The sequence below is a fragment of the Micromonospora sp. ATA51 genome (genome assembly GCF_016802855.1).
Lineage (GTDB): Bacteria > Actinomycetota > Actinomycetes > Mycobacteriales > Micromonosporaceae > Micromonospora > Micromonospora sicca.
The window spans coordinates 1-23860 of the sequence record NZ_JAEVHJ010000078.1; the positions used below are offsets into that span (position 1 = coordinate 1).

Genomic DNA, 23860 nt, shown 5'->3' on the forward strand with positions numbered 1-23860 from the left:
GCGGCTGTGGAACGAGGTGTTCACCTTCGCGCAGCAGCGGCTCGGCATCGCCCATGGCACGATCCGCGCGACCGTGCTGATCGAGACGATGCCGGCGGCCCTGGACCGCCCCGCCGACCTCCCGGCCGCCGCGGCCGGCGGCTCGGTCTCCTACCGCCGCACCGGCGGCCTCCGCGGCCGCCCCTACCAGTCCGGCCGAGGCTCCCACTCGGCCTGACCCGGCCGCCTCCGGTTGATCGACTCTGTTTGCGGGACGTTCCGGCATCCCGGCCCGCCTCGGACACCGCAACCTCCCGTCTGCCGAGTGGATCAAGGCTGGGTCGCAGGAGGGGCGATTCGCGGTCGAGGTGCTCGACCTGTTAGCCTTGTCGCCGGCCCGCCCGGTGAAAGCCGGGTGGGACCGACGCCGGTTCGCCGGCGGAGGGGCTGTGGCGCAGACCGGTAGCGCACCTCGTTCGCATCGAGGGGGTCAGGGGTTCAAATCCCCTCAGCTCCACCCAAGGTCAAAGGCCGTTTCCGCTAGTCGGAGACGGCCTTTGTCGATCTTGCACAGCGGCGGAGTACCGCACCGCCCCCGGCACGCAGGCCGGGGCCGGCGGGTCGTGCCGGGTCAGCTGGTGAAGTTGTCCCTCGTGTTCCTAGCGTCCTCCTGGACGTGCTCGCCGGGCTGCTTGCCCTCGGCCTCATCCCGACGCATCGCCCGCTCCGCCTGCGACCGCTCGTCCTGGTTCATGTCGCCCATTCGCGCCCTGGCCGGGCCGGCCACTTGCTCGACCTTGTCGTTCGCCCTCTCGAAGCTCATGTCGACTCCCTGTCGTGTCGGCGGACGGGGGCGCCGTCCGCCCTCCCGACCAGCGTCCCCGCCGGCCGGTGGGTGAAAACCCCTGGTCAGCTCCCGAACAGGAAGTCTTCGAGCAGCGACGATCGGCCGCGGTGCGGCTGGTCCAAGTAACGGCGAAGGTGAAGGGCGGCGCTGCGAGGGAGGGCCTTGCTGGTAGCCGTCACCGCCCGCTTCAAGATGTCGTTGCGGGTGTTGCTGCTTGAGCCTGATGTTGTCGCCGGTGCGGTCGTTTGCTGATACAAGTGCAGGGTAATGGGGTGGTCATGACAACCCCTGAGAATCGGCGGCAGGAGGAGCAAGCGCTCGAGACCGGCGAGGTGTATCAGGATGCCGAGGGACGCCGAACCACCGACCCGGGCGCCGCGGCTGCGCACGCACACAGCGAAGCCGACCGCAACGCCGAGCACCTGGAGCGTGGCGAGGTTGGTCCGGGCACCCCGGAGAAGTAGCTGCCACGTGAGTTGGGACGTCGCCGGTTTCGATCCCGGCCGGGCCGCCAACCCCACCGGGGGATGCCGGAACATCAAGACCCGTGCTGGGCCGACTGACAGCAACGACAGCATGGCCCTCACACCAGGTTCGACGCGAGCACGTTGTCGATGAACAGGCCGACCTGCCGACGGAGTCGGTCGACGCGCTCGGCCTGGTCGATGGTCTCGTTCATCCGCCCGATCGCATCTGACTTTCGCAGCCCACGTACGTAGAGCGAGCATTGCAGGTCGGCGCACATGTAGGTGCCGACGCTGTTGCCGTTGCGGCCGGCCGCCCCAGCGAGCGGTGCCGAGAAGAGCGCGACGCGGATTCCTTCTCGACGCGGGCGTGCCGGGGCGGCACGGCGAGGCGGAGCACGTCGGCGAGGCTGCCGGCGTACCGGTCGGCCACCGCCCGGGCCAGCCGGGCGACCTCCGGCGCGAGCACCGGCACCGGTGAGACGACCTTCTCCAGGTACGCCAACCGGGGGTGGTCGGAGGCGTCGGCCCGCTCCAGCAGCCAGCCGTCGACGAGCTGGCCGGCGAAGCGCACCTTGACCCGGACGCCGGGGACCGCCTCGGCGTCCAGCTCGGCCGGGACCAGGTAGTCGAAGGGGCGGTCCAGGTGGGCCAGGGGCACGTCCACGCAGACACGAGCGACCGGCGACCGCTGCGCGGGTCGCCGGTCGCTGCGCCTGGTGCCGGTCAGGCTCCCGCGGCCGACTTGAGGTCGGCGGCCCGGTCGGTGCTCTCCCAGGTCAGGTCCGGCAGCTCGCGGCCGAAGTGGCCGTACGCGGCGGTCTGCTGGTAGATCGGGCGGAGCAGGTTGAGGTCCCGGATGATCGCGGCCGGGCGCAGGTCGAAGACCTCGGCGACGGCCTTCTCGATCGAGGCGACCGGCACGGTCTCGGTGCCGAAGGTCTCGATGAAGAGGCTGACCGGGTGGGCCTTGCCGATCGCGTACGCGACCTGCGCCTCGCAGCGCTCGGCCAGGCCGGCGGCGACCACGTTCTTGGCCACCCAGCGCATGGCGTACGCGGCCGAGCGGTCCACCTTGGACGGGTCCTTGCCGGAGAAGGCGCCGCCGCCGTGCCGGGCGTACCCGCCGTAGGTGTCGACGATGATCTTCCGGCCGGTGAGGCCGGCGTCGCCCATCGGGCCGCCGATCTCGAACCGCCCCGTCGGGTTGACCAGCAGCCGGTAGCCCTCGGTGTCCAGTCCGAGGCTCTCCAGCTCGGGGGCGATGACGTGGTCGCGCACGTCGGGGGTGAGCAGCGACTCCAGCGAGATGTCGGCGGCGTGCTGGCTGGAGACCACCACGGTGTCCAGCCGGACGGGGCGCAGTCCGTCGTACTCGATGGTCACCTGGGTCTTGCCGTCCGGCCGCAGGTACGGGATGGTGCCGTCCTTGCGGACCGCGGCGAGCCGGCGGGCCAGCCGGTGCGCGAGCGCGATCGGCAGGGGCATCAGCTCGGGCGTCTCCGAGCAGGCGAAGCCGAACATCATGCCCTGGTCGCCGGCGCCCTGCGCGTCCAGCGCGCTCTCCGACGAGCCGGTACGCAGCTCGAAGGCGTTGTCGACGCCCTGGGCGATGTCCGGCGACTGGGCGCCGATGGACACGCTCACGCCGCAGGAGGCGCCGTCGAAGCCCTTCTTCGACGAGTCGTAGCCGATCTCCAGGATGGTGTCCCGCACGATGGTCGGGATGTCGGCGTACGCCTTGGTGGTGACCTCACCGGCGACGTGCACCTGGCCGGTGGTGATCATGGTCTCGACCGCGACCCGGCTGTGCGGGTCCTGGCTGAGCAGGGCGTCCAGAATGCCGTCGCTGATCTGGTCGGCGATCTTGTCCGGGTGGCCTTCCGTGACCGATTCGGACGTGAAGAGACGTGTCACGGCACTCCTAAGCATGTGAAAACTCTTGAACGGTCGCTCCGCGGCAGTTTAGTCACCGTGCCTCGAGGGTGACTCAGGCAATGCGAAGGTGACCAGTGTTCAGGACCGACGGGGCAGTCGGGCCACGACGAGATCCCAGACGTCGTCGGCCAGGTCCTCCTTGGACCGCTCGGGCAGCCGGGCCACCGAGCCGTCCGCGCCGATGACGGTCGCCGCGTTGGTCTCGGCGCCGAAGACCTTGTCCGGGCCGACCTCGTTGATGACGATGAGGTCCGCCCGCTTGCGGGCCAGCTTGGCCCGGCCGTTGGCCTCGGCGTCGCCGGTCTCGGCGGCGAACACCACCAGCACCTGTTCGGGTCGACGGCGACGACCCAGCTCGGCGGCGATGTCCGGGTTGGTGACCAGCTCGATCGTCGGCGCGCTGCCGTCGTCCTTCTTGATTTTGCCAGGCGCGTACGTCGCGGGACGGAAATCGGCGGGAGCGGCGGCCATCACCACGGCGTCCGCGCCGGCCGCGGCCTCCAGGGTCGCCTTGCGCAGCTCCTCGGTGGTGCCCACCCGGACCAGGTCGGCGCCGGCCGGGTCGGCGAGCGAGACGTTGGCCGAGATCAGGGTGACCCGGGCGCCGCGGGCCACCGCCGCGCGGGCGAAGGCGTACCCCTGCTTGCCGGAGGAGCGGTTGCCGAGGAACCGGACCGGGTCGAGCGGCTCGCGGGTGCCGCCGGCGGTGACCACGACGTGCCGGCCGGCCAGGTCGGCCGGGGCGGAGACCCCTCGGGCGAGGGCGCGGCGGGCGACGGCGAAGATCTCCGCCGGGTCGGGCAGCCGGCCCTTGCCGGTGTCGGCGCCGGTGAGCCGCCCGACGGCGGGCTCGATCACCCGGACGCCCCGGGACCGCAGGGTCGCGACGTTGGCGACGGTGGCGGGGTGTTCCCACATCTCGGTGTGCATCGCCGGGGCGAGCAGGACCGGGCAGCGGGCGGTCAGCAGGGTGTTGGTGAGCAGGTCGTCGGCGAGCCCGTGGGCGCTTGGCGAGCAGGTCGGCCGTGGCGGGCGCGACCACGACCAGGTCGGCGTGCTGACCGAGGCGGACGTGCGGCACCTCGTGCACGTCGGACCAGACGTCGTCGGCGACCGGCCGACCGGATAGCGCGGCCCAGGTCGGCGCCCCGACGAAGCGGAGCGCCGACGCGGTCGGCACGACCCGGACGTGATGACCCGACTCGGTGAAGAGCCGGAGCAGCTCACACGCCTTGTAGGCGGCGATGCCACCGCCGACCCCGAGGACGATCTCGGCGGACATCGACGCGGGCGGGCTTACGGCTGGTCGGTCGGCTCGGCGGTGAGCAGGCCCGCGTTGATCTCGCGCATGGCGATCGACAGCGGCTTCTCCTGCGGGGTGGTCTCCACGAGCGGGCCGACGTACTCCAGCAGGCCCTCACCGAGCTGGCTGTAGTAGGCGTTGACCTGGCGCGCGCGCTTGGCGGCGAAGATCACCAGCGCGTACTTCGAGGTCGTCTTCTCGAGGAGCTCGTCGATCGGCGGGTTGGTGATGCCTTCGGGGTTGGCGATGGATCCCACGAATTAACCTCTGCGTCTTAAGCACCGCACGGAAGCGGTGGTCTCTCAACCGCTCGGGCGCGGTTGGGCCGGAGCCAGGAAGGAAGAACCGAGCAAGCCTACCAGCTCGTCGGCCGCGCGCTCGGTACGGTCGTGCGTCACGGCGTGCGGGAAGGCCGCCGTCACGGCGGGGTCCGGCCGGTACCCGGGCGGGGCGAGGAGCACCAGCTGCGCGTCCGGCGCGACGGCCCGGACGGCGAGCGCGCCGGGCAGGTCCAGCGGGAGCAGCACGGGGAGGCCGGCGGCCAGCCGGGAGCGGATCCCCGCGCGCGGGACCCCGCGCCGGTAGGGCCCGATCTGGCTCCACTCCAGCAGTTCGTCCCCGGCGATCATCCGCTCGAACTCGGCCGGGGCGAGGAAGAGCCGGTCGACGCCGTCCAGCTCGCCCGCGCCGGGCGGCCGGGTGGTGGCCACCACGGGCACCCAGGCGGACGGGAAACGCGCCCGGACCAGCTCGACGACACTCTCCGTGCCGGCCCCCGAAGGTCCGGCCAGGACAGTGAGCCGAGCCGCCGGGCGCGCCTCGTCATCCGTGCTCACCGCTTGTTTCTACACGTTGCGGCGTTCAGTTGGCGGCGAACTCTCCAAGCAGAGCCTTGCGCTGCTGCTCGCCCAGGCCACGCAGTCGGCGGCTGTCGGCGATCTTGAGCTTCTCCATGATCTGGGTGGCCCGGATCTTGCCGATGCCCGGCATCGCCTGCAGGACGGCCGAAACCTTGAGCTTGCCCACGACGTCGTCGGACTCAGCCCGCTCGAGGACGGTGGCGAGGGTGGTCTTGCCCTGCTTGAGCTGCTCCTTCAGCTCAGCACGGGCCTTGCGGATCTCCGCGGCCTTCTCCAGCGCGGCAGCGCGCTGCTCGGGGGTCAGTGACGGGAGCGGCACCAGTTCTCCTCAGGTCCCTATCGCGACGGGCGGGGCGCACCGCCGCATCTGTGAAACGTGGTGTCGCTGGCAACCAAAGGGGTCCGTGGTTCCCAGCGCGGGGAAAACTAGCGGTCAACGGCGTTTTCGGCAACGTGGGCGCGCCAGGATCAGCGCAAAGTGACCGAGCCGTCAGTCAGTCAGGAGGTGGCCAGCGCGGCCCGGCAGTCGGCCAGGACCCGGTCCGCGGCGGCCCGCAGGGCGGCCACGTCCGGTCCCGCGGACAGGACCTCACGGGAGTACGAGGGCAGCACCGACGGCAGGCTGGCGCCGAACACGGTCCGCAGGTCGGCCGCGGTGCCACCCTGGGCGCCGAGCCCCGGCGCGAGCAGCGGACCGTTCACCCCGGAGAGGTCGTGGCCGGTGTCGCCGATCGTCGCGCCGACCACCAGACCGAAGCTGCCGAGCGGCTCGGCACCCCTGTTGAGCTGGGAAATCTCGTCGATCACGGTCTGCGCGACGGTCCGCCCGTCGGCCGTGACGGCGCGTTGCACCGCCGCGCCCTCCGGGTTGGAGGTGAGCGCCAGGACGAATACGCCGCCCCCGTGCGCGGCGGCCAGCTCGAACATCGGCGCGAGCGATCCGACCCCGAGATAGGGGCTGGCCGTGAGCGCGTCGACACACAGCGGGCTTGACGGATCGAGGTAGGCCGAGGCGTACGCGCTGACCGTCGAGCCGATGTCGCCACGCTTGACGTCGAGCAGAACGAGCGAGCCCGCATCGCGCAACTGTCGGATAGTTGACTCAAGAATTTCGACACCCCGGGCGCCGAACCGCTCGAAGAAGGCCGACTGGGGCTTGACCACCGCAATCCGGTCACCGAGCGCCTCGACCGCGGTCCGGGCGAACCGGTCGAGCCCGTCGACGTCGTCGGACAGCCCCCAGCGCGCCAGCAGACCCGGATGCGGGTCGATCCCCACGCAGAGCGGTCCCCGCTCGGCCACGGCCCGGTGCAGGCGGGCGCCGAAGCTCTCCATCGCCACTCTCCCTCTCCCTCGCGCGGCGCCACGCCGCGGTGGTCGTACGGCGGCGGAAGTCCGCCGCTCCTCGTCGCCGGCCGGCCTCCGGCCGGGCGGCGGGGCGGGCGTAGGCCCGCTCCCCCGGGCCGCCTCAGCCGGCCTTGACCGCCGCCTCGACGCCGCTGACGATCCGCGCCACGTCCGCGTCGTCGGTGACGTACGGCGGCATGGTGTAGACCAGGTCGCGGAACGGGCGCAGCCACACCCCCTGCGCCACCGCGGCCGCGGTCGCCCGGGTCAGGTCCACCTCGTGGTCGAGCTGGACCACGCCGATCGCCCCCAGCACCCGCACGTCCGCCACCCCCGGCGCGTCGCGCAGCGGCTCCAGCCCGGCCCGCAGCCCGTCCTGGATTCCCGCCACCCGCGCGGCCCAGTCCCCGGCCCGCAGCAGGTCCAGCGAGGCGTTGGCGACCGCGCAGGCGAGGGGGTTGCCCATGAAGGTGGGACCGTGCGCCAGCACCCCGCCCGCCGAGATGCCCCGGGCGATCTCGGGCGTGCAGAGGGCGGCGGCCAGGGTCAGGTAACCGCCGGTGAGCGCCTTGCCGACGCAGAGCACGTCCGGGGCGACGCCGGCGTGCTCGGCGGCGAACATCGTGCCGGTGCGGCCGAAGCCGGTGGCGATCTCGTCGAAGATGAGCAGGATGCCGTGCGCCCGGGTCACCTCGCGCAGCACCCGCAGGTAGTGCGGGTGGTGGAAGCGCATCCCGCCGGCGCCCTGGACCACCGGCTCCACGATCACCGCCGCCAGCTCGTCGGCGTGCCGTTCCACCGCGTCGACCAGGGCCTGCTCGTACGCCGGGTCCGGCGGGGTGTCGAAGCCACCCGGCGGCACCGGCGCGAAGACCTGCCGGGGCAGCACGTCCCCCCACAGGTGGTGCATGCCGCCCTCGGGGTCGCAGACGCTCATCGGGTGGAACGTGTCGCCGTGGTAACCGCCCCGCCAGGTGCCCAGCCGGCGGCGTTCCGGCCGGCCGGTGGCCCGCTGGTACTGCAGGCACATCTTCACCGCGACCTCGACGCTGACCGAGCCGGAGTCGGCCAGGAAGACGTGTTCCAGGCCCTCGGGGGCCAGCTCGACCAGGGTGCCGGCCAGCCGCACCGCGGGCTCGTGGGTGAGCCCGCCGAACATCACGTGGCTCATCCGGCCGAGCTGGTCGGTGACCGCCGCGTCGAGCACCGGGTGGCGGTAGCCGTGGATCGCCGCCCACCACGACGACATCCCGTCGACCAGCTCCCGGCCGTCGGCCAGCCGCAGCCGGACGCCCGCCGCGCTCGCCACCAGGTGGGGCGGGCTGGCCGGCGGCAGCGCCGCGTACGGGTGCCAGACGTGGGCCCGATCGGCCGCGAGGATCTCCTCAGGCGTCATGGGGTCTCCTTCATCTCCTCGCGCGGGTGCGCACCGGACGGACCATGCTCCCGCACCCGCTTTGCTCTGCTGCAGCGACGGCAACACCGGTTGTCCGGATATCGGACGTTGGCCGTTGCGCCGGGTGAAGCAGAGCAAAGGGAGTGCCGGGGAACGTCGCCCGGCCCTGGTTCACGAGTGGCCGGCCGGTGCCGCCGCCGTGCCGGACGCCACGCGGGCGGCACGGCGGACCAGGGCGGGGCCGCGGTAGATGAATCCGGTGTAGAGCTGGACGAGGCTGGCTCCGGCGTCGAACATCCGGGCCGCGTCGTCCGGGTCGACGATGCCGCCGACGCCGATCACCGGCAGCCAGCCGCCGGTCTCCCGGTGCACGAAGGCGACCACCTCGCGGGCGCGTCCGGCCAGCGGACGGCCGGAGAGGCCCCCGGTCTCCGCGCCGCGCTCCCGGTCGGCCGGAGCGAGCCCGTCCCGGGCCAGGGTGGTGTTGGTGGCGATCACCCCGGCCGCGCCCCGGTCCAGGCAGACCTCCAGCAGCTCCGCGATGGCCGGCTCCGTGAGGTCCGGCGCGATCTTCACCAGCACCGGCTTCTCCCCCACCAGCGCCGCCAGCAGCGCGTCCAGGTGGGATCTGTCCTGGAGCGCCCGCAGCCCTGGGGTGTTCGGCGAGGAGACGTTGACGGCGAAGTAGTCGCCGTGCTCCCGCAGCGCCCGGTACGAGGCCAGGTAGTCCTCGACCGCCGCGTCCAGCGGCGTCACCTTGGACTTACCGAGCGAGATGCCCAGCGGTACGCCGATCGGGCGGGGCAACGCGGCCAGCCGGTCGGCCAGGGCCGCGGCGCCGGCGTTGTTGAACCCCATCCGGTTCACCACCGCCTCGCTGTCCCGGAGCCGGAACAGCCGGGGCCGGGGGTTGCCCGGCTGGGCATGCGCGGTGACCGTGCCGACCTCGACGAAGCCGAAGCCGAGCGCCGGCCAGGCCGGCAGCGCCCGGCCATCCTTGTCCATCCCCGCGGCCAACCCGACCGGGTTCGGGAAGTCCACCCCGAACACCGTCCGCGGCGCGGCCACGGCGTACCGCGCGCGCAGCGCCGCGAGGGCCGCCGGCCGGCGGGACAGCCCCGCCAGCCGGTGCAGCGTCCACTCGTGCGCCCGCTCCGCGTCGCCGCCGCCGATCCGGAACAGCTGCGGGCGCACCACCCGCTCGAAGATCACTGCCGGGCCCGCAGGGCGGCGTGCAGCTCCTGGAGGGGGCGGACCCGCATGTCGCCCCGGATCCGGGCCTCGATGCCCATCACCGCCGCCGCCGCGCCGGGGACCGTGGTGATGCAGGGGATGTCCGCGGTCACCGCGGCGCTGCGGATCTCGTAACCGTCGGAGCGGGCGCTGGCGCCGGAGCCCTGCGGCGTGTTGACCACCAGGGCCACGTCGCCGCCGAGGATCATCGAGACCGCGTCCTCGCCCTCGCCGGCCTCGTAGTGCTTGCGGATCTGCTCGCAGGCGATGCCGTGCCGGCGCAGCACCTCGGCGGTGCCGGTGGTCGCGACGATCTCGAAGCCCAGGTCGGCCAGCCGCTTGATCGGGAAGATCATGCCGCGCTTGTCCCGGTTGGCCACCGAGACGAAGATCTTCCCCGCGGTCGGCAGCGAGCCGTACGCGGCGGACTGCGACTTGGCGAAGGCGTGCCCGAAGTTGGTGTCGATGCCCATCACCTCGCCGGTGGACTTCATCTCCGGGCCGAGCAGCGAGTCGATCCCCTTGCCGGCCGGGGTGCGGAACCGCTTGAACGGCAGCACCGCCTCCTTCACCGCGATCGGGGCGTCGGCCGGCATCGCGCCGCCGTCCCCGCTCGGCGGGAGCAGGCCCTCGGCGCGCAGCTCGGCGATGGTGGCGCCGAGCGCGATCCGGGCCGCCGCCTTCGCCAACGGCACGGCGGTCGCCTTGGAGACGAACGGGACCGTCCGGGACGCCCGCGGGTTCGCCTCCAGCACGTAGAGCATGTCGTCCTTGAGGGCGTACTGCACGTTGAGCAGGCCGCGCACGCCCACGCCCCGGGCGATCGCCTCGGTGTAGCGGCGCACCTGGGCCAGGTGGGAGCCGGCCAGGGTGATCGGCGGCAGCGCGCAGGACGAGTCGCCGGAGTGGATGCCGGCCTCCTCGATGTGCTCCATCACGCCGCCGAGGTAGACCTCGCCGTCGGCGTCGACCAGCGCGTCCACGTCGATCTCGATGGCGTCGTCGAGGAACCGGTCGACCAGCACCGGGTGGTCCGGGGAGATGTCGGTGGCCCGGCCGATGTAGTCGCGCAGCGTGGCGTCGTCGTAGACGATCTCCATGCCCCGCCCGCCGAGCACGTACGACGGCCGCACCAGCACCGGGTACCCGATCTCGTCGGCGATCGCCTTCGCCTCGTCGTACGAGGTGGCCATGCCGTGCGCCGGGGCGCGCAGCCCGGCCCGGGCGAGCACCGCGCCGAACGCGCCGCGCTCCTCGGCCAGGTGGATCGATTCCGGGGAGGTGCCGACCACCGGCACCCCGGCGTCCTTGAGCCGCTGGGCCAGGCCGAGCGGCGTCTGCCCGCCGAGCTGCACGATCACCCCGACCACGCCGGGACCCCCGGCCGCCCTGCCGGAGCAGTCCTCGGCGTGCCAGACCTCCAGCACGTCCTCGAAGGTCAGCGGCTCGAAGTAGAGCCGGTCGGCGGTGTCGTAGTCGGTGGAGACGGTCTCCGGGTTGCAGTTGACCATCACGGTCTCGTAGCCCACCTCGCGCAGCGCCATCACCGCGTGCACGCACGAGTAGTCGAACTCGATGCCCTGGCCGATCCGGTTCGGCCCGGAGCCCAGGATGAGCACCTTGGGCCGGCCCGAGGGCGCGACCTCGGTCTCCTGGTCATAGGTCGAGTAGTGGTACGGCGTGGTCGCCTCGAACTCGGCGGCGCAGGTGTCCACCGTCTTGTAGACCGGGCGGACGTCGAGCCGGTGCCGCAGGGTGCGGACGCCGTCCTCGGCGGCCAGCTCCGGGCGGAGCGCGGCGAGCTGCCGGTCGGACAGGCCGGCCCGCTTGGCCCGGCGCAGCAGCTCCGCGTCGAGCACCGGGGCGTCCACGATCTCCGCCCGCAGCTCGACCAGGCCGGCGATCTGGTCCAGGAACCAGGGGTCCATCCCGCCGGAGGCCGCGGCGACCTCGGCGACGGAGGCGCCCAGCCGCAGCGCCCGCTCCACCGTGTAGAGCCGGCCGTCGTGCGGCATCCGCAGCGCGGCGAGGGTGTTCTCCCTCGTCGCCCCGTCCGGGTCGGGCTGGGTCCAGAACCCGGCACCCTTGGTCTCCATCGACCGCATCGCCTTGTTGAGCGCCTCGGTGAAGTTGCGCCCGAGGCTCATCGCCTCGCCGACCGACTTCATCGTGGTGGTCAGCTCCGGGTCCGCGCCGGGGAACTTCTCGAACGCGAACCGGGGGATCTTCACCACCACGTAGTCGAGGGTCGGCTCGAAGGCCGCCGGGGTCTTCAGGGTGATGTCGTTGGGGATCTCGTCGAGGGTGTAGCCGATGGCCAGCTTCGCGGCGATCTTGGCGATCGGGAAGCCGGTGGCCTTCGAGGCGAGCGCCGAGGAACGGGACACCCGGGGGTTCATCTCGATCACGACGATCCGGCCGTCGGCCGGGTTGACCGCGAACTGGATGTTGCACCCGCCGGTGTCCACCCCGACCTCGCGCAGCACCGCGATGCCGAGGTCGCGCAGGCGCTGGTACTCCCGGTCGGTGAGCGTCATGGCCGGGGCCACGGTGACGCTGTCGCCGGTGTGCACGCCCATCGGGTCGACGTTCTCGATCGAGCAGACCACCACCACGTTGTCGTGGCGGTCGCGCATCAGTTCGAGCTCGTACTCCTTCCAGCCGAGCACGCTCTCCTCGATGAGCACCTCGTGCACCGGGCTGGCGGCCAGACCGGCGCCGGCGATCCGGGCCAGGTCCTCGGGCGTGTGCGCCATGCCGGACCCCAGGCCGCCCATGGTGAACGACGGCCGGATGACCACCGGCAGGCCCAGCTCGCCGACGGTGGCCTCGACCTCGGCCATCGAGTGGCAAACCCGCGAGCGGGGCACCAGGCCGGTCGGGTCGTCCAGACCGAGCCGTACGCCGGCCTTGGCGACGATGTCCTTGAACAGCTGCCGGTCCTCGCCGCGGTTGATCGCCTCGATGTTCGCGCCGATCAGCTCCACGCCGTACTTCTCCAGCACGCCGGCCTCGTGCAGGGCGACCGCGGTGTTCAGCGCGGTCTGCCCGCCCAGGGTGGGCAGCAGCGCGTCGGGGCGCTCCTTGGCGATGACCAGCTCGACGAACTCCGGGGTGATCGGCTCGATGTAGGTGGCGTCGGCGAACTCCGGGTCGGTCATGATCGTCGCCGGGTTGGAGTTGACCAGGCTGACCCGGATCCCCTCGCTGCGCAGCACCCGGCAGGCCTGGGTGCCGGAGTAGTCGAACTCGCAGGCCTGTCCGATCACGATCGGCCCGGAGCCGATCACCAGGATGTGCTTGAGATCGGTCCGCTTAGGCATTCTTGCCGCCTTCACTCTGCTGTCGGTCGAGGCCGCGGCCCTCGCTGCGCTTCCGGTCGAGGCCGCGGCCCTCGCTGCGCTTCCGGTCGAGGCCGCGACCCTCGATCAGTTCGGCGAAGCGGTCGAAGAGGTAGTCCGCGTCGTGCGGGCCGGCCGCCGCCTCGGGGTGGTACTGGACGGTGAAGGCGGGCACGTCCCTGGCCCGCAGCCCCTCGACCACGTTGTCATTGAGGCAGACGTGCGACACCTGGACGCCGCCGAACTCGGTCTCGATCACCTCGTCGGGGACCACCACCCCGGCCCGCGCGCCCGGGACCTGGACGGCGAAGCCGTGGTTGTGGCTGGTCACCTCGACCTTGCCGGTGGCCCGGTCGAGCACCGGCTGGTTGATGCCCCGGTGGCCGTAGCCGAGCTTGTAGGTGCCGAAGCCGAGCGCCCGGCCGAGGATCTGGCTGCCGAAGCAGATGCCGAACAGCGGCACCTGCCGGCGCAGCACCTCTCTGGCGAGGGCGACCGGGCCGTGGGCGGTGGCCGGGTCGCCCGGGCCGGGCGAGAAGAAGACCGCGTCGGCACCGGTGGCCAGCAGGTCGTCGATGCTGGAGCCGGCGGGCAGCACGTGGGTGGTGACCCCGCGGGCGGCGAGCCGGCGCGGCACGTTGCGCTTGATGCCCAGGTCCAGCGCGGCGACCGTGAACCGGTGCTCGCCGACCGCCTCGACCACGTACGGCTTCTCGGTGGTCACCTCGGCGGAGAGGTCCGCGCCGACCATCTGCGGGGACTGGCGGACCCGGGCCAGCAGGGCGCGCGGGTCGTCGTCGACGCTGGAGATGCCCACCCGCATGGCGCCCCGCTCGCGCAGGTGCCGGGTCAGCGCCCGGGTGTCGACGCCGCTGATGCCGACCACGCCCTCGGAGGCCAGCCGGTCCTCCAGCCCACCGGTGGCCCGCCAGTTGGAGCCGATCCGGGCCGGGTCGCGGACCACGTAGCCGGCGACCCAGATCCGGCCCGACTCGTCGTCCTCGTCGTTCACGCCGGTGTTGCCGATGTGCGGGGCGGTCTGCACCACCACCTGCCGGTGGTAGGACGGGTCGGTCAGGGTCTCCTGGTAGCCGGTCATGCCGGTGTTGAAGACCGCCTCGCCGAAGGTCTCCCCGACGCTGCCGTACGCCTCGCCGTGGAACGTCCGGCCGTCCTCGAGCACGAGGATCGCGGAAGGTCTGCGGGTCACTTGGTTGCCTTTCCGTCCAGGACCGTCGGCTCGCCGCGCAGGAAGGTCGCCACGATGCGACCCGGCAGCGTCATCCGGGCGTACGGGGTGTTGCGACTGCGACTGGCCAGCTCCGCCGGTTCGATGGTGCGGCGGGCGGCCGGGTCGACCAGGGTCAGGTTGGCCGGCACGCCGGGGGCCGGGTCGGCGCCGTGCCCGTCCAGGCCCGCGATCCGGGCCGGGGCGCGGGACATCCGCTCGGCGATCAGGTCCCACTGCGGGCCGAGCACGTCGAGGGCGATGGAGAGGGCCGTCTCCAGGCCGAGCATGCCCGGCCGGGCGTACGCCCACTCGCACTCCTTGTCCTCCACGGCGTGCGGGGCGTGGTCGGTGGCGATGATGTCGATCACGCCCTCGGCCAGCGCGGCGCGGAGCGCGGCGACGTCGGTGGCGGTACGCAGCGGCGGGTTCACCTTGTAGACCGGGTCGTACGTCTCGGCCTTGGCGTCGGTGAGCAGCAGGTGGTGCGGGGTCACCTCGGCGGTGACCTTCACCCCGCGCGCCTTGGCGTGCCGGAGCACCTCCACGCTGCCGGCGGTGGAGACGTGGCACACGTGCAGCCGGCTGCCGACGTGCTCGGCGAGCAGCACGTCCCGGGCGATGATCGCCTCCTCGGCGACCGCCGGCCAGCCGGTCAGCCCGAGCCGGGTGGAGACCTCGCCCTCGTGCATCTGCGCGCCCTCGGTGAGCCGCGGCTCCTCCGCGTGCTGGGCGATCACCCCGTCAAACGCCTTGACGTACTCCAGCGCCCGGCGCATCAGCTTCGGGTCGGCGACGCAGTGCCCGTCGTCGGAGAAGATCCGCACCCGGGCCGCCGAGTCGGCCATCGCGCCCAGCTCGGCGAGCTGCCCGCCGGCCAGGCCGACGGTGACCGCGCCGATCGGCTGCACGTCGACCAGGCCGGCCTCCCGGCCGAGCCGCCAGACCTGCTCGACCACGCCGGCCGTGTCGGCGACCGGGGAGGTGTTGGCCATCGCGCAGACCGCGGTGTACCCGCCGAGGGCCGCCGCCCGGGAGCCGGACTCCACGGTCTCGGCGTCCTCCCGGCCCGGCTCGCGCAGGTGGGTGTGCAGGTCGACCAGGCCGGGCAGGGCCACCAGCCCGGTGCCGTCCAGCACCGTGGCGTCCGGCGCGGCCAGTCCGGCGCCGGTCTCGGCCACGACGCCGTCGCGAATCAGCAGGTCAGTCGGCGCCGCGCCGACCACGCTCACGCTCTTGATCAGGTACGCGGTCACCGGTTGTTCCCTCCGAGCAGCAGGTAGAGGACGGCCATCCGCACGGAGACCCCGTTGGCGACCTGTTCGACGATGGTGGAGCGGGGCGAGTCGGCGACCTCGGGCGTGATCTCCATGCCCCGGTTCATCGGGCCGGGGTGCATGACGATCGCGTGCCCGGGCAGCCGGCGCATCCGCGGACCGTCCAGCCCGTAGCGGCGGGCGTACTCGCGGGCGGAGGGGAAGTAGGAGTCGTTCATCCGTTCCCGCTGCACCCGCAGCATCATCACCACGTCCACACCGGGAAGAACGGCGTCGAGGTCGTACGAGACGTCGGTGCCCGGCGCGAGCGCCCCCGAAATGTCGACGGGGATGAGGGTGGGCGGGCCGACCAGGGTGACCTTGGCGCCGAGGGTGGAGAGCAGCAGCACGTTGGAGCGGGCCACCCGGGAGTGCAGCACGTCGCCGACGATCGCCACGTGCAGGCCGGCGAGCCGGCCCAGCCGGGAGCGCATGGTGTACGCGTCGAGCAGCGCCTGGGTCGGATGCTCGTGGGTGCCGTCGCCGGCGTTGACCACCGACCCGTCCACCCAGTTGGCCAGCCGGTGCGGGGCTCCGGAGGCGGGGTGCCGAACGACCACCGCGTCCGCGCCCATCGCCTGGAGGGTGAGCGCGGTGTCCTTCAGGCTCTCGCCCTTGGTCACGCTGGAGCCCTTGGCGGAGAAGTTGATCACGTCGGCGCTGAGCCGCTTGGCGGCCGCCTCGAAGGAGATCCGGGTCCGGGTGGAGTCCTCGTAGAAGAGGTTCACCACGGTCCGGCCGCGCAGCGCGGGGAGCTTCTTGACCTCGCGGCCGGCGACCGTGGCCATCTCGGCGGCGGTGTCCAGGATCTGGGTGGCGGTGGCCGCGTTCAGGTCGGCCCCGGAGAGCAGGTGCCGGATCATGCGGGCGCACCTCCGTACAGCTTGACCTCGTCGGCGCCGTCGGTCTCGGCGAGGGTGACCTTCACGCTCTCGGCGAGCGCGGTGGGGATGTTCTTGCCGACGTAGTCGGCGCGGATCGGCAGCTCGCGGTGGCCGCGGTCGACCAGGACGGCGAGCTGCACGGAGGCGGGGCGGCCGACGTCGCTGAGCGCGTCCAGGGCGGCCCGCACGGTGCGGCCGGAGAAGAGCACGTCGTCGACGAGGATCACCCGCTTGCCGTCGATCCCGCCGGTCGGCAGCTCGGTCGGGCCGACCGCGCGGGTGGCGTGCCGGCGCAGGTCGTCGCGGTAGAGGGTGATGTCGAGCACGCCGACCGGGACGGTCACGTCCTCGAAGGTGCTGATCCGGGCGGCGAGGCGCTTCGCCAGCGGGGCACCCCGGGTGGGGATGCCGAGCAGCACGGTCTCGGCGGCACCCTGGGTCTTCTCGAGGATCTGGTGGGCGATGCGGTCGACCACCCGCGACACGTCGGCGGCGGCGAGGATCACCTTCACCGAGGGTTGTCGCGGCGGCGACGACTGGGCAGCCGGTGGGTAGGCCACGGCGGACCTCCTTCCCCGCCTCACGGGACGGGTCGTTAAAGGACGTCTGGGTTGCCGGCCCGGCCGCGAACGGCCCGGACCGGGGCTTCACGCCACGTTACCAGCGGTCACCGGGCCGACCGCGGCCGGTACTGACCCCAGGATCAGGGTGGCGAAATGGGGATAACTCCCCCCGTGCCCCCCAACGGCAATGTCACGACCACTTGACCAGGTGTCGCAATCCCCGTACCGTCACGCTCCGTAGCGATAGCTGGGAGAACCCCGAGCAGCACTGGGAGTGTCCGAATGCCCTCTGAATACGCCAAGTCGCTGGGCGCCCGCCTGCGCTCCATCCGCCAGCAGCAGGGCCTGTCCCTGCAGGGTGTGGAGGAGAAGTCGAACGGGCGGTGGAAGGCCGTGGTGGTCGGCTCGTACGAGCGCGGCGACCGGGCCGTCACCGTGTCCCGCCTGGCGGAGCTGGCCGACTTCTACCGCGTTCCCGTCGCGGAGCTGCTGCCCGACGGCAGCGGGGTGCGCCACGAGCCGACCAGCAAGATCGTCCTGGACCTGGAGCGGCTCTACGACGAGGCCTCCGAGGACCTCGCCTACGTCGCCCGGTACGCCCGAGCCATCCAGCAGCAGCGCGGTGACTACAACGGCCGGGTGCTCTCCATCCGCGCCGACGACCTGCGCGCCCTCGCCATCGTCTACGACGCCTCGCCGTCGGGCCTGATCGAGCGGCTCACCGAGCACGGTGTGCTGGTCGCCGACCCGCGGGCGTTCTTCGCGTCCTGACCCGCAGCAGCAACCGAAAAGGGCCCGTGCCGTCCGGCACGGGCCCTTTTCGTCGTATCAGTGCGGTCGCCGCGGCGCGCCGGTCGCGACTCAGCGGGTGGCGTACTCGGCGATCCGGCCGAGCACCCCGTTGAGGAAGCGCGGCGAGTCGTCGGTCGACATCTGCCGGGCCAGCTCGACGGCCTCGCTGATGGCCACCGCGTCGTCGATCTCGTCGACGTAGAGCAGCTCGTAGACGGCGATCCGGGCGAGGTTGCGGTCGACCACGGGCATCCGGTCGAGCGTCCAGCCCTCGGCGTAGCTGGCGATCAGCTCGTCGATCCGGTCGAGGTGGTCGGCGACCCCTTCGACCAGGCTGACCGCGTACCCCAGGTGCTCCGGCCGGGGCTTCTCGATTCGCTCGAGGTAGCCGGCGAGGACCTCGACCGGGGGCCGGTCGCGCAGGTCCGCCTCGAAGAGCACGTCCAGCGCCCGCTTGCGCGCCTTGCGGCGCGCCGGCATCTGCTGCTTGGGACCCTCGGCCATCAGGCGCGGCCGAGGTAACGGCCGTCGCGGGTGTCGACCTTGATCTTCTCGCCGGTGGTGATGAAGAGCGGCACCTGCACGGTCGCGCCGGTCTCGACGGTGGCCGGCTTGTTGCCGCCGGTCGACCGGTCGCCCTGCAGACCCGGCTCGGTGTAGGTGACCTCGAGCACGACGGAGGTCGGCAGCTCGATGTAGAGCGGGACACTCTCGTGCGTCGCGACGGTCGCCTCGGCCTCTGGCAGGAGGTAGTTGGCCGCCTCACCGACGGTGCCGCCGGGGACGGTGATCTGGTCGAACGTCTCCAGATCCATGAAGACGTAGTCCTCGCCGTCGGCGTACAGGTACTGCATGGTGCGCTTGTCGACGGTCGCGGTCTCGACCTTGGTGCCCGCGTTGAAGGTCTTGTCGACGACCTTGCCGGACAGCACGTTCTTCAGCGTGGTGCGCACGAAGGCGCCACCCTTACCGGGCTTGACGTGCTGGAACTCGACGACGGCCCAGAGCTCCCCGTCGAGGTTGAGTACGAGGCCGTTCTTGAGCTCGTTGGTGGTGGCCATTTCCTGCCTTGATCATCAATTGGCGGACAGACCTGGCAAGTCTACTAGCTGTGTCGAGCCGACAGCGCCGGCGCGGTCCCGCCCGCCCGAACGTCACCCCGGGTACCCGGCGTCGACCGCCCCGCTACCGGTTCAGTCGGCGGCCGCCAGCCGGGTGGCGACGTGCCGCAGGGCGAGGCGGTAGCCGTCCACGCCCAGCCCGCAGATCACCCCGGTGGCCACCGCGGAGACCACCGAGTGGTGCCGGAACTCCTCGCGGGCGTGGATGTTGGAGATGTGCACCTCCACCAGCGGCCCCCGCAGCATCGCACAGGCGTCGCGTACGGCGAGGGAGTAGTGCGACCAGGCGGCGGGATTGAGCACCACCGGCGCGCCCTCGTCGGCCGCCGCGTGCAGCCAGCCGAGCAGCTCGTGCTCGGCGTCGGTCTGCCGGACCACCACGTCCAGGCCCAGCTCGCGACCGACGTCCACGCACATGTCGACCAGGTCGGCGTAGCTGGTCACCCCGTAGACGTCGACCTGCCGGGTGCCGAGCCGGCCCAGGTTCGGGCCGTTGAGCACGTACACCCTCACGAGGCGATCTCCCGGTACGCGGCGTGCAGCAGCTCGTCGTCGGGGCCCTCCAGGATCGCCGGCCGGGCCAGCCCGTCGAGCACCACGAAGCGCAACGTGCTGCCCCGGGCCTTCTTGTCGACCCGCATCGCGGCGAGCAGCCGCGGCCACGCTTCGGCCGGATAGCTGGTCGGCAGGCCCAGCGCGGCCACCACGGCGCGGTGCCGCTCGGCGGTCGCCGCGTCCAGCCGACCGGCGAGCCGGGCCAGCGCGGCGGCGTAGACCAGGCCCACGGCGACGGCGTGCCCGTGCCGCCACCGGTAGCCCTCCACCTTCTCGATCGCGTGAGCCAGGGTGTGCCCGTAGTTCAGCACCTCCCGTACCCCGGACTCGCGCAGGTCGCCGGAGACCACGTCGGCCTTCACCCGGATCGCCCGCTCGATCAGCTCGCGGGTCACCGGCCCGGTCGGGTCGAGCGCGGCGGCGGGATCCCGCTCGACCAGGTCGAGGATCACCGGGTCGGCGATGAAACCGCACTTGACCACCTCGGCCATCCCGGCGGCCAGGTCGGCCGCGGGCAGGCCGTCCAGGGTGGCGAGGTCGCAGATCACCCCGGCCGGCGGGTGGAAGGCGCCGACCAGGTTCTTGCCGGCGGCGGTGTTGACCCCGGTCTTGCCGCCCACCGCCGCGTCGACCATGGCGAGCAGCGAGGTCGCGACCGGCACCCAGCGCACCCCGCGCAGCCAGCAGGCCGCGACGAAGCCGGCCAGGTCGGTGACCGCGCCGCCGCCCACCCCCACCACCGCGTCGGTACGGGTGAACCCGGCCTCGCCGAGCCGATCCCAACAGGCGGCGGCGACGTCGATCTGCTTGCCCGCCTCGGCGTCGGGCACCTCAATCAGCAGCGGTTCGACCCCGACCGCGCGGACCCGCGCAGCCAGCGACTCCGCCAGCGCCTTGAGCGGGGCGGCGTGCAGCACCGCGACCCGGTTCGCGCCGGGCAGCAGTCGCGGCGGCGGGTCGAGCAGGTCGCGTCCCACCAGCACGTCGTACGGCCGTTCGCCGCCGACCGGGATTCGGGTCACCTCGTCCATCGCCGGCAGCCTAGCCGAGCCGGGGGTCTCGGGGCGGCGAGTGTCCACTCCGTGACCGCCACGGCGCTGCGACGTTTGACCGGTGAGGTCCGGGGCACCGAGCCAGGGACCCGACCGCGGAGGTAGTGGCGATGGCCCGACACACCATCGACGGGACGGACATCCGGGTCGCCGCGACGATCCTCGGGGTCGGGCTGGGCGGGTTCGTCGACGGCATCCTGCTGCATCAGGTCCTCCAGTGGCACCACATGCTCAGCAGCACCGACACCGACCACGTCGGGATCCGGACGTACCCGGTGGACACCGTGCCGGGGCTGCGGATGAACACCCTGTGGGACGGGCTTTTCCACGTGGTGACCTGGGTCGCGGTGCTGGCCGGACTGGCGTTGCTCTACGGGCGGGCGACCCGGTCCCGGGGCCGGCTCTGGCGCTCCCCGGCGCTGTGGGGCTGGGCGCTGACGGGTTGGGGACTGTTCAACCTGGTGGAGGGGATCGTGGACCACCACCTGCTCGGCATCCACCACGTCCGGACCGGGCCGCACCAGACCGCCTGGGATGTCGGCTTCCTCGCCCTCGGGGCGGCGTTGGTCGCGGTCGGCTGGCTGGTGCAGCGGCGGGCCGGGACGGTCGACGTCTGCGCCGCTGACCGACGGTGACCCCGGCCCACGCCGGACACACCGCCGGCGGCTTCCCGCCCGTCGCTCTCGTACCGCTGGGGATGGTTCTGGCTCTACCTGGCCGCGGCCCTGCGCCAGCGCGACGCGGGCCGGCCCGGGTGGAACCACCGGCGGACGGCGAGCTTCGGTCTCGGCGCGGCGCTGCTCGCGGCCGGGCTGGCCTGGCCCGCGGGCGACCTGCCCGGGCACATGTGGCAGCACCTGCTGCTCGGCATGCTGGCACCACTGGCCCTGGTGCTCGGCGCGCCGGGCACCCTCGCGCTGCGCACGCTGGACCGGCGCGCCGGCCGGGCGGCGGTCCGGCTGCTGCGGCACCCGGTTGCCCGGGTAGCCGCACACCCGGTGACCGGCCTGCTGCTCACCGCCGGCGGCCTGTACCTGCTATACCTGACCCCGCTCTACCGGGCCACGCTGACGAGCCCCGCACTGCACGGTCTGGTGCACCTGCACTTCGTGCTCGCCGGCTACCTCTTCGCCTGGTCGATAGCCGGCCCCGATCCCGGTCCGCACCGCCCCCGCGTTCCCGTGCGCCTGCTCGTGCTCGGCGTTGCCGTGGCCGCGCATGCCGCAATCGCCCAGCTCCTCTACGCCGACCTGCTCGTCGACGTTCCGGCGGCCGGCGACGAGCTACGCGACGCCGCCACCGTCATGTACTACGGCGGCGACCTCGCCGAGATCCTGCTCGCCCTTGCACTCCTGGTCTCCTGGCGTCCCGAGCGTGCCGCCAAGCCCGCGCCGGTCAGGGCTTGAGCAGCGCGGCGATCTCGGCGGCGATCTCCTCCGGGGTCCGCCCGTCGGTCACCACCGTCGCGGTGGCCACCTCGGCGTAGAGCGGGCGGCGCTGGTCCATCAGGTGCTTGAGGGTGGCCCGCGGGTTGATCGCCAGCAGTGGTCGCCCGGCGCCCAGGCCGATCCGCTTCACCGCGTCGGGCAGCTCCACCGACAGGTGCACCACGGTGTGGCCGATCAGCGCGGCGCGGTTCTCCTCGGCGAGGATCGCGCCGCCGCCGAGAGCGAGCACCCCGCCGTGCGAGGCCAGCGCCGCCGCCACCGCCGCCCGTTCGAGGGTACGGAAGTGGTCCTCCCCCTCGTCGACGAAGATCTCCGGGATCGGCTTGCCGGCGAGCTGCTCGATGTCGAGGTCGGTGTCCCGGAACTCGACGGCCAGCGCGGCGGCGAGGGCCTGACCGATGGTGGTCTTGCCGGAGCCGGGCGCCCCGACCAGCACGCAGACCGGCCGGTTCACCGGGTCACGCTCCCCGCGGTCACCGGATCACCAGCGCGTCGAGGTAGCCGGCCAGGTTGCGGCGCATCTCCGCGATCGAGTCGCCGCCGAACTTCTCCACCGCCGCCTCGGCGAGCACCAGGGCGACCATCGCCTCGGCGACCACCGCCGCGGCGGGCACCGCGCAGACGTCCGAGCGCTGGTTGATCGCGGTGGCCGGCTCGCCGGTGGTCACGTCGACGGTGGACAGCGCCCGGTTCAGCGACGAGATCGGCTTCATCGCCGCCTTCACCCGCACCGGCTCGCCGGTGGTGATGCCGCCCTCCAGGCCGCCGGCCCGGTCGGTGACCCGACGCACCCCGGTGGCGGTCGGAATGATCTCGTCGTGCGCCTCGGAACCCCGGGAGCGGGCCTGCTGCCAGCCGTCGCCGATCTCCACACCCTTGATCGCCTGGATGGACATCAGCGCGGTGGCCAGCCGGGCATCGAGCTTGCGGTCCCACTGCACGTGGCTGCCCAGACCCGGCGGCACCCCGTACGCCAGCACCTCGACCACGCCGCCGAGGGTGTCGGCGGCCTTCTTCGCGGCGTCGACCTCGGCGACCATCCGGGCGCTCGCCCCCGGGTCGAGGCAGCGCAGCGGGTCGGCGTCGATCCGCTCGGCGTCTGCGGGGGTGGGACGCAGCCCCGGCTTGGCGGCGACCGGGCCCAGCTCCACCACGTGGGAGACGATCTCGATGCCGAGCGCCTGCTTCACCAGGGCCTTGGCGACGGTGCCGACGGCGACCCGGGCGGCGGTCTCCCGGGCGCTGGCCCGTTCCAGGATCGGCCGGGCGTCGGCGTGGCCGTACTTCTGCATGCCGGCCAGGTCGGCGTGTCCCGGCCGCGGCCGGGTGAGCGGCGCGTTGCGGGCCTGCGCGGCCAGTTCCTCCGGGTCGACCGGGTCGGCGGCCATCACGGTCCGCCACTTCGGCCACTCCGAGTTGCCCACCCGGATCGCCACCGGACTGCCGATGGTGACCCCGTGCCGGAGCCCACCGATGATCTCGACCTCGTCCTGCTCGAACGACATCCGGGCGCCCCGGCCGTAGCCGAGCCGGCGCCGGGCCAGCTCACCGGCGATCTCCCCGGTGGTCAGCTCGATCCCGGCGGGCACCCCCTCCAGCATCGCGACGAGGGCGGGTCCGTGCGATTCACCTGCAGTCAGCCAGCGCAACACAGCGGTCAGTCTGTCACGCCAGGTGGCCGCGCCAACGCCGTGCCCACCGCGTCCCGCCTTACGGACGCACCCGACCCGGGTCCGGCCGTCCGTGCCGGCGGCGAGGCTCCGGTCCGACCGGCGCGGACCGCCGGAGCGGCCCCGGAACGGTCGGCGCGGGAGGGTGGTCCGTCGGCCCCGGCCGGCGGTGGTTCAGGCGCGCGCCGTGGTGAGCGCGGCGCGCATCGCGTCGACCGGCGCCGGGACGCCGGTGAACTGCTCGAACTGGCCGACCGCCTGGGCCAGCAGCAGGTCCAGCCCGGAGACCACCCGGCAGCCGGCGGCGAGCGCGGCGGCGGCGAGCGGGGTGGGCCAGGGGTCGTAGAGGGCGTCGAAGAAGACCGTCCCCGGCCGCCAGTCGAAGTTCTCCGCCAAGGGGTCGGCCACGCCCTTCGGCACGGTGGAGATCACCACGTCGCCCGGGCGTGGCTCGGCGCCCCGTCCCAGGCCGCACCGGTCAGCGGCACGCCCACCGCGCCGGCCACCGGCCGCAGCTCGTGGA

Annotated in this window: 24 protein-coding genes, 1 tRNA gene and 4 pseudogenes; 5 read left to right on the forward strand and 24 right to left on the reverse strand. The window is 72.9% G+C overall.

Features of this window, described 5'->3' with window-relative positions:
• Both JNW87_RS14690 and JNW87_RS14695 read left to right on the forward strand, forming a co-directional pair.
• Window positions 1-217, forward strand: a pseudogene (locus JNW87_RS14690) (hypothetical protein); the annotation flags it as partial.
• A 205-nt stretch (window positions 218-422) separates the two neighbouring features.
• Window positions 423-496: transfer RNA gene (locus tag JNW87_RS14695), tRNA-Ala, on the forward strand.
• Between the two features lie 114 nt (window positions 497-610).
• Here JNW87_RS14695 and JNW87_RS14700 read toward each other — a convergent pair.
• From JNW87_RS14700 to pyrR, 17 genes and pseudogenes are all read right to left on the reverse strand, one after another.
• Complete coding sequence (locus JNW87_RS14700; protein ID WP_109799948.1) at window positions 611-802, reverse strand: general stress protein CsbD; 192 nt, start codon at window positions 800-802, stop codon at window positions 611-613.
• Between the two features lie 86 nt (window positions 803-888).
• On the reverse strand, window positions 889-1404 hold the full coding sequence (locus JNW87_RS14705; protein WP_238453860.1) for a hypothetical protein: 516 nt from the start codon (window positions 1402-1404) through the stop codon (window positions 889-891).
• A 5-nt stretch (window positions 1405-1409) separates the two neighbouring features.
• Window positions 1410-1643, reverse strand: a complete 234-nt coding sequence (locus JNW87_RS14710) for an FBP domain-containing protein (RefSeq protein WP_238453871.1) — start codon at window positions 1641-1643, stop codon at window positions 1410-1412.
• A pseudogene (locus JNW87_RS14715) lies at window positions 1643-1957 on the reverse strand (primosome assembly protein PriA); the annotation flags it as partial. The pseudogene JNW87_RS14715 and the gene JNW87_RS14710, both read right to left, overlap by 1 nt.
• A gap of 59 nt (window positions 1958-2016) precedes the next feature.
• The gene (gene metK / locus JNW87_RS14720) at window positions 2017-3207 is read right to left on the reverse strand and encodes a methionine adenosyltransferase (protein ID WP_238453861.1); all 1191 of its coding nucleotides are present in this window, start codon (window positions 3205-3207) and stop codon (window positions 2017-2019) included.
• A 99-nt stretch (window positions 3208-3306) separates the two neighbouring features.
• Window positions 3307-4510, reverse strand: a pseudogene (coaBC, locus tag JNW87_RS14725) (bifunctional phosphopantothenoylcysteine decarboxylase/phosphopantothenate--cysteine ligase CoaBC).
• Window positions 4511-4524: 14 nt separating this feature from the next.
• On the reverse strand, window positions 4525-4788 hold the full coding sequence (gene rpoZ / locus JNW87_RS14730) for a DNA-directed RNA polymerase subunit omega (protein WP_007075826.1): 264 nt from the start codon (window positions 4786-4788) through the stop codon (window positions 4525-4527).
• 45 nt (window positions 4789-4833) lie between these two features.
• On the reverse strand, window positions 4834-5367 hold the full coding sequence (locus tag JNW87_RS14735) for a guanylate kinase (protein WP_238453862.1): 534 nt from the start codon (window positions 5365-5367) through the stop codon (window positions 4834-4836).
• Between the two features lie 25 nt (window positions 5368-5392).
• Window positions 5393-5710: an integration host factor, actinobacterial type gene (gene mihF, locus JNW87_RS14740; RefSeq protein WP_013285515.1), complete on the reverse strand. Its 318-nt coding sequence runs from the start codon at window positions 5708-5710 to the stop codon at window positions 5393-5395.
• Between the two features lie 179 nt (window positions 5711-5889).
• Complete coding sequence (gene pyrF, locus JNW87_RS14745) at window positions 5890-6726, reverse strand: orotidine-5'-phosphate decarboxylase (RefSeq protein WP_109802347.1); 837 nt, start codon at window positions 6724-6726, stop codon at window positions 5890-5892.
• A 133-nt stretch (window positions 6727-6859) separates the two neighbouring features.
• Window positions 6860-8134: an adenosylmethionine--8-amino-7-oxononanoate transaminase gene (locus tag JNW87_RS14750; protein WP_109802348.1), complete on the reverse strand. Its 1275-nt coding sequence runs from the start codon at window positions 8132-8134 to the stop codon at window positions 6860-6862.
• Between the two features lie 171 nt (window positions 8135-8305).
• On the reverse strand, window positions 8306-9346 hold the full coding sequence (locus tag JNW87_RS14755; RefSeq protein ID WP_109802349.1) for a quinone-dependent dihydroorotate dehydrogenase: 1041 nt from the start codon (window positions 9344-9346) through the stop codon (window positions 8306-8308).
• Window positions 9343-12690 (reverse strand): carbamoyl-phosphate synthase large subunit, encoded by a 3348-nt coding sequence (gene carB / locus JNW87_RS14760; RefSeq protein ID WP_238453863.1) that lies wholly within the window; start codon window positions 12688-12690, stop codon window positions 9343-9345. Before carB ends, JNW87_RS14755 begins: the two co-directional genes overlap by 4 nt.
• Window positions 12683-13918 carry a glutamine-hydrolyzing carbamoyl-phosphate synthase small subunit gene (gene carA, locus JNW87_RS14765; protein ID WP_238453864.1) on the reverse strand — a complete coding sequence of 412 codons (1236 nt, stop codon included), beginning with the start codon at window positions 13916-13918 and terminating at the stop codon, window positions 12683-12685. The genes carB and carA overlap by 8 nt, the downstream gene beginning before the upstream one ends.
• The gene (locus tag JNW87_RS14770) at window positions 13915-15192 is read right to left on the reverse strand and encodes a dihydroorotase (RefSeq protein ID WP_238453865.1); all 1278 of its coding nucleotides are present in this window, start codon (window positions 15190-15192) and stop codon (window positions 13915-13917) included. Before JNW87_RS14770 ends, carA begins: the two co-directional genes overlap by 4 nt.
• On the reverse strand, window positions 15189-16115 hold the full coding sequence (locus JNW87_RS14775; protein WP_238453866.1) for an aspartate carbamoyltransferase catalytic subunit: 927 nt from the start codon (window positions 16113-16115) through the stop codon (window positions 15189-15191). The genes JNW87_RS14770 and JNW87_RS14775 overlap by 4 nt, the downstream gene beginning before the upstream one ends.
• Window positions 16112-16696, reverse strand: coding sequence for a bifunctional pyr operon transcriptional regulator/uracil phosphoribosyltransferase PyrR (pyrR, locus tag JNW87_RS14780; RefSeq protein WP_238453867.1), 585 nt, complete (start codon window positions 16694-16696; stop codon window positions 16112-16114). The genes JNW87_RS14775 and pyrR overlap by 4 nt, the downstream gene beginning before the upstream one ends.
• Window positions 16697-16981: 285 nt before the next feature.
• Here pyrR and JNW87_RS14785 point away from each other — a divergent pair, with 285 nt between their 5' ends.
• Window positions 16982-17470, forward strand: coding sequence for a transcriptional regulator (locus tag JNW87_RS14785; protein ID WP_109802355.1), 489 nt, complete (start codon window positions 16982-16984; stop codon window positions 17468-17470).
• Between the two features lie 90 nt (window positions 17471-17560).
• Here JNW87_RS14785 and nusB read toward each other — a convergent pair whose 3' ends face one another.
• From nusB to aroB, 4 genes are all read right to left on the reverse strand, one after another.
• Entirely contained in the window at window positions 17561-17971 is a 411-nt protein-coding gene (gene nusB / locus JNW87_RS14790) for a transcription antitermination factor NusB (RefSeq protein ID WP_201749689.1), read from the reverse strand.
• A gap of 23 nt (window positions 17972-17994) precedes the next feature.
• Window positions 17995-18552, reverse strand: a complete 558-nt coding sequence (efp, locus tag JNW87_RS14795) for an elongation factor P (RefSeq protein ID WP_109802357.1) — start codon at window positions 18550-18552, stop codon at window positions 17995-17997.
• Window positions 18553-18684: 132 nt separating this feature from the next.
• Entirely contained in the window at window positions 18685-19125 is a 441-nt protein-coding gene (aroQ, locus tag JNW87_RS14800) for a type II 3-dehydroquinate dehydratase (protein WP_109802358.1), read from the reverse strand.
• Window positions 19122-20198 carry a 3-dehydroquinate synthase gene (gene aroB / locus JNW87_RS14805; protein WP_238453868.1) on the reverse strand — a complete coding sequence of 359 codons (1077 nt, stop codon included), beginning with the start codon at window positions 20196-20198 and terminating at the stop codon, window positions 19122-19124. The genes aroQ and aroB overlap by 4 nt, the downstream gene beginning before the upstream one ends.
• Window positions 20199-20329: 131 nt before the next feature.
• Between aroB and JNW87_RS14810 the strand changes: the two genes are divergently transcribed.
• On the forward strand, window positions 20330-20854 hold the full coding sequence (locus JNW87_RS14810; RefSeq protein ID WP_238453869.1) for a DUF2243 domain-containing protein: 525 nt from the start codon (window positions 20330-20332) through the stop codon (window positions 20852-20854).
• A 90-nt stretch (window positions 20855-20944) separates the two neighbouring features.
• Window positions 20945-21625 (forward strand): cytochrome c oxidase assembly protein, encoded by a 681-nt coding sequence (locus JNW87_RS14815; RefSeq protein ID WP_238453872.1) that lies wholly within the window; start codon window positions 20945-20947, stop codon window positions 21623-21625.
• Here JNW87_RS14815 and JNW87_RS14820 read toward each other — a convergent pair.
• The 3 genes and pseudogenes from JNW87_RS14820 to JNW87_RS14830 all read right to left on the reverse strand — a co-directional run.
• Entirely contained in the window at window positions 21615-22121 is a 507-nt protein-coding gene (locus tag JNW87_RS14820; RefSeq protein WP_109802362.1) for a shikimate kinase, read from the reverse strand. The two genes, JNW87_RS14815 and JNW87_RS14820, sit on opposite strands and share 11 nt — an antisense overlap.
• Window positions 22122-22140: 19 nt before the next feature.
• Complete coding sequence (gene aroC / locus JNW87_RS14825) at window positions 22141-23319, reverse strand: chorismate synthase (RefSeq protein WP_238453870.1); 1179 nt, start codon at window positions 23317-23319, stop codon at window positions 22141-22143.
• Window positions 23320-23511: 192 nt separating this feature from the next.
• Window positions 23512-23860 (reverse strand): annotated as a pseudogene (locus JNW87_RS14830) (shikimate dehydrogenase); the annotation flags it as partial.

What these genes read in the sequence shown, in the direction of transcription:
- JNW87_RS14700 (WP_109799948.1), bottom strand. Translation starts at nt 802, where the DNA reads ATGAGCTTCGAGAGGGCGAACGACAAGGTCGAGCAAGTGGCCGGCCCG.
- JNW87_RS14705 (WP_238453860.1), bottom strand. Translation starts at nt 1,404, where the DNA reads ATGCTGTCGTTGCTGTCAGTCGGCCCAGCACGGGTCTTGATGTTCCGG.
- pyrF (WP_109802347.1), bottom strand. Translation starts at nt 6,726, where the DNA reads ATGGAGAGCTTCGGCGCCCGCCTGCACCGGGCCGTGGCCGAGCGGGGA.
- JNW87_RS14750 (WP_109802348.1), bottom strand. Translation starts at nt 8,134, where the DNA reads ATGACGCCTGAGGAGATCCTCGCGGCCGATCGGGCCCACGTCTGGCAC.
- carB (WP_238453863.1), bottom strand. Translation starts at nt 12,690, where the DNA reads ATGCCTAAGCGGACCGATCTCAAGCACATCCTGGTGATCGGCTCCGGG.
- JNW87_RS14775 (WP_238453866.1), bottom strand. Translation starts at nt 16,115, where the DNA reads ATGATCCGGCACCTGCTCTCCGGGGCCGACCTGAACGCGGCCACCGCC.
- JNW87_RS14785 (WP_109802355.1), top strand. Translation starts at nt 16,982, where the DNA reads ATGCCCTCTGAATACGCCAAGTCGCTGGGCGCCCGCCTGCGCTCCATC.
- nusB (WP_201749689.1), bottom strand. Translation starts at nt 17,971, where the DNA reads ATGCCGGCGCGCCGCAAGGCGCGCAAGCGGGCGCTGGACGTGCTCTTC.
- efp (WP_109802357.1), bottom strand. Translation starts at nt 18,552, where the DNA reads ATGGCCACCACCAACGAGCTCAAGAACGGCCTCGTACTCAACCTCGAC.
- aroB (WP_238453868.1), bottom strand. Translation starts at nt 20,198, where the DNA reads ATGGACGAGGTGACCCGAATCCCGGTCGGCGGCGAACGGCCGTACGAC.
- JNW87_RS14810 (WP_238453869.1), top strand. Translation starts at nt 20,330, where the DNA reads ATGGCCCGACACACCATCGACGGGACGGACATCCGGGTCGCCGCGACG.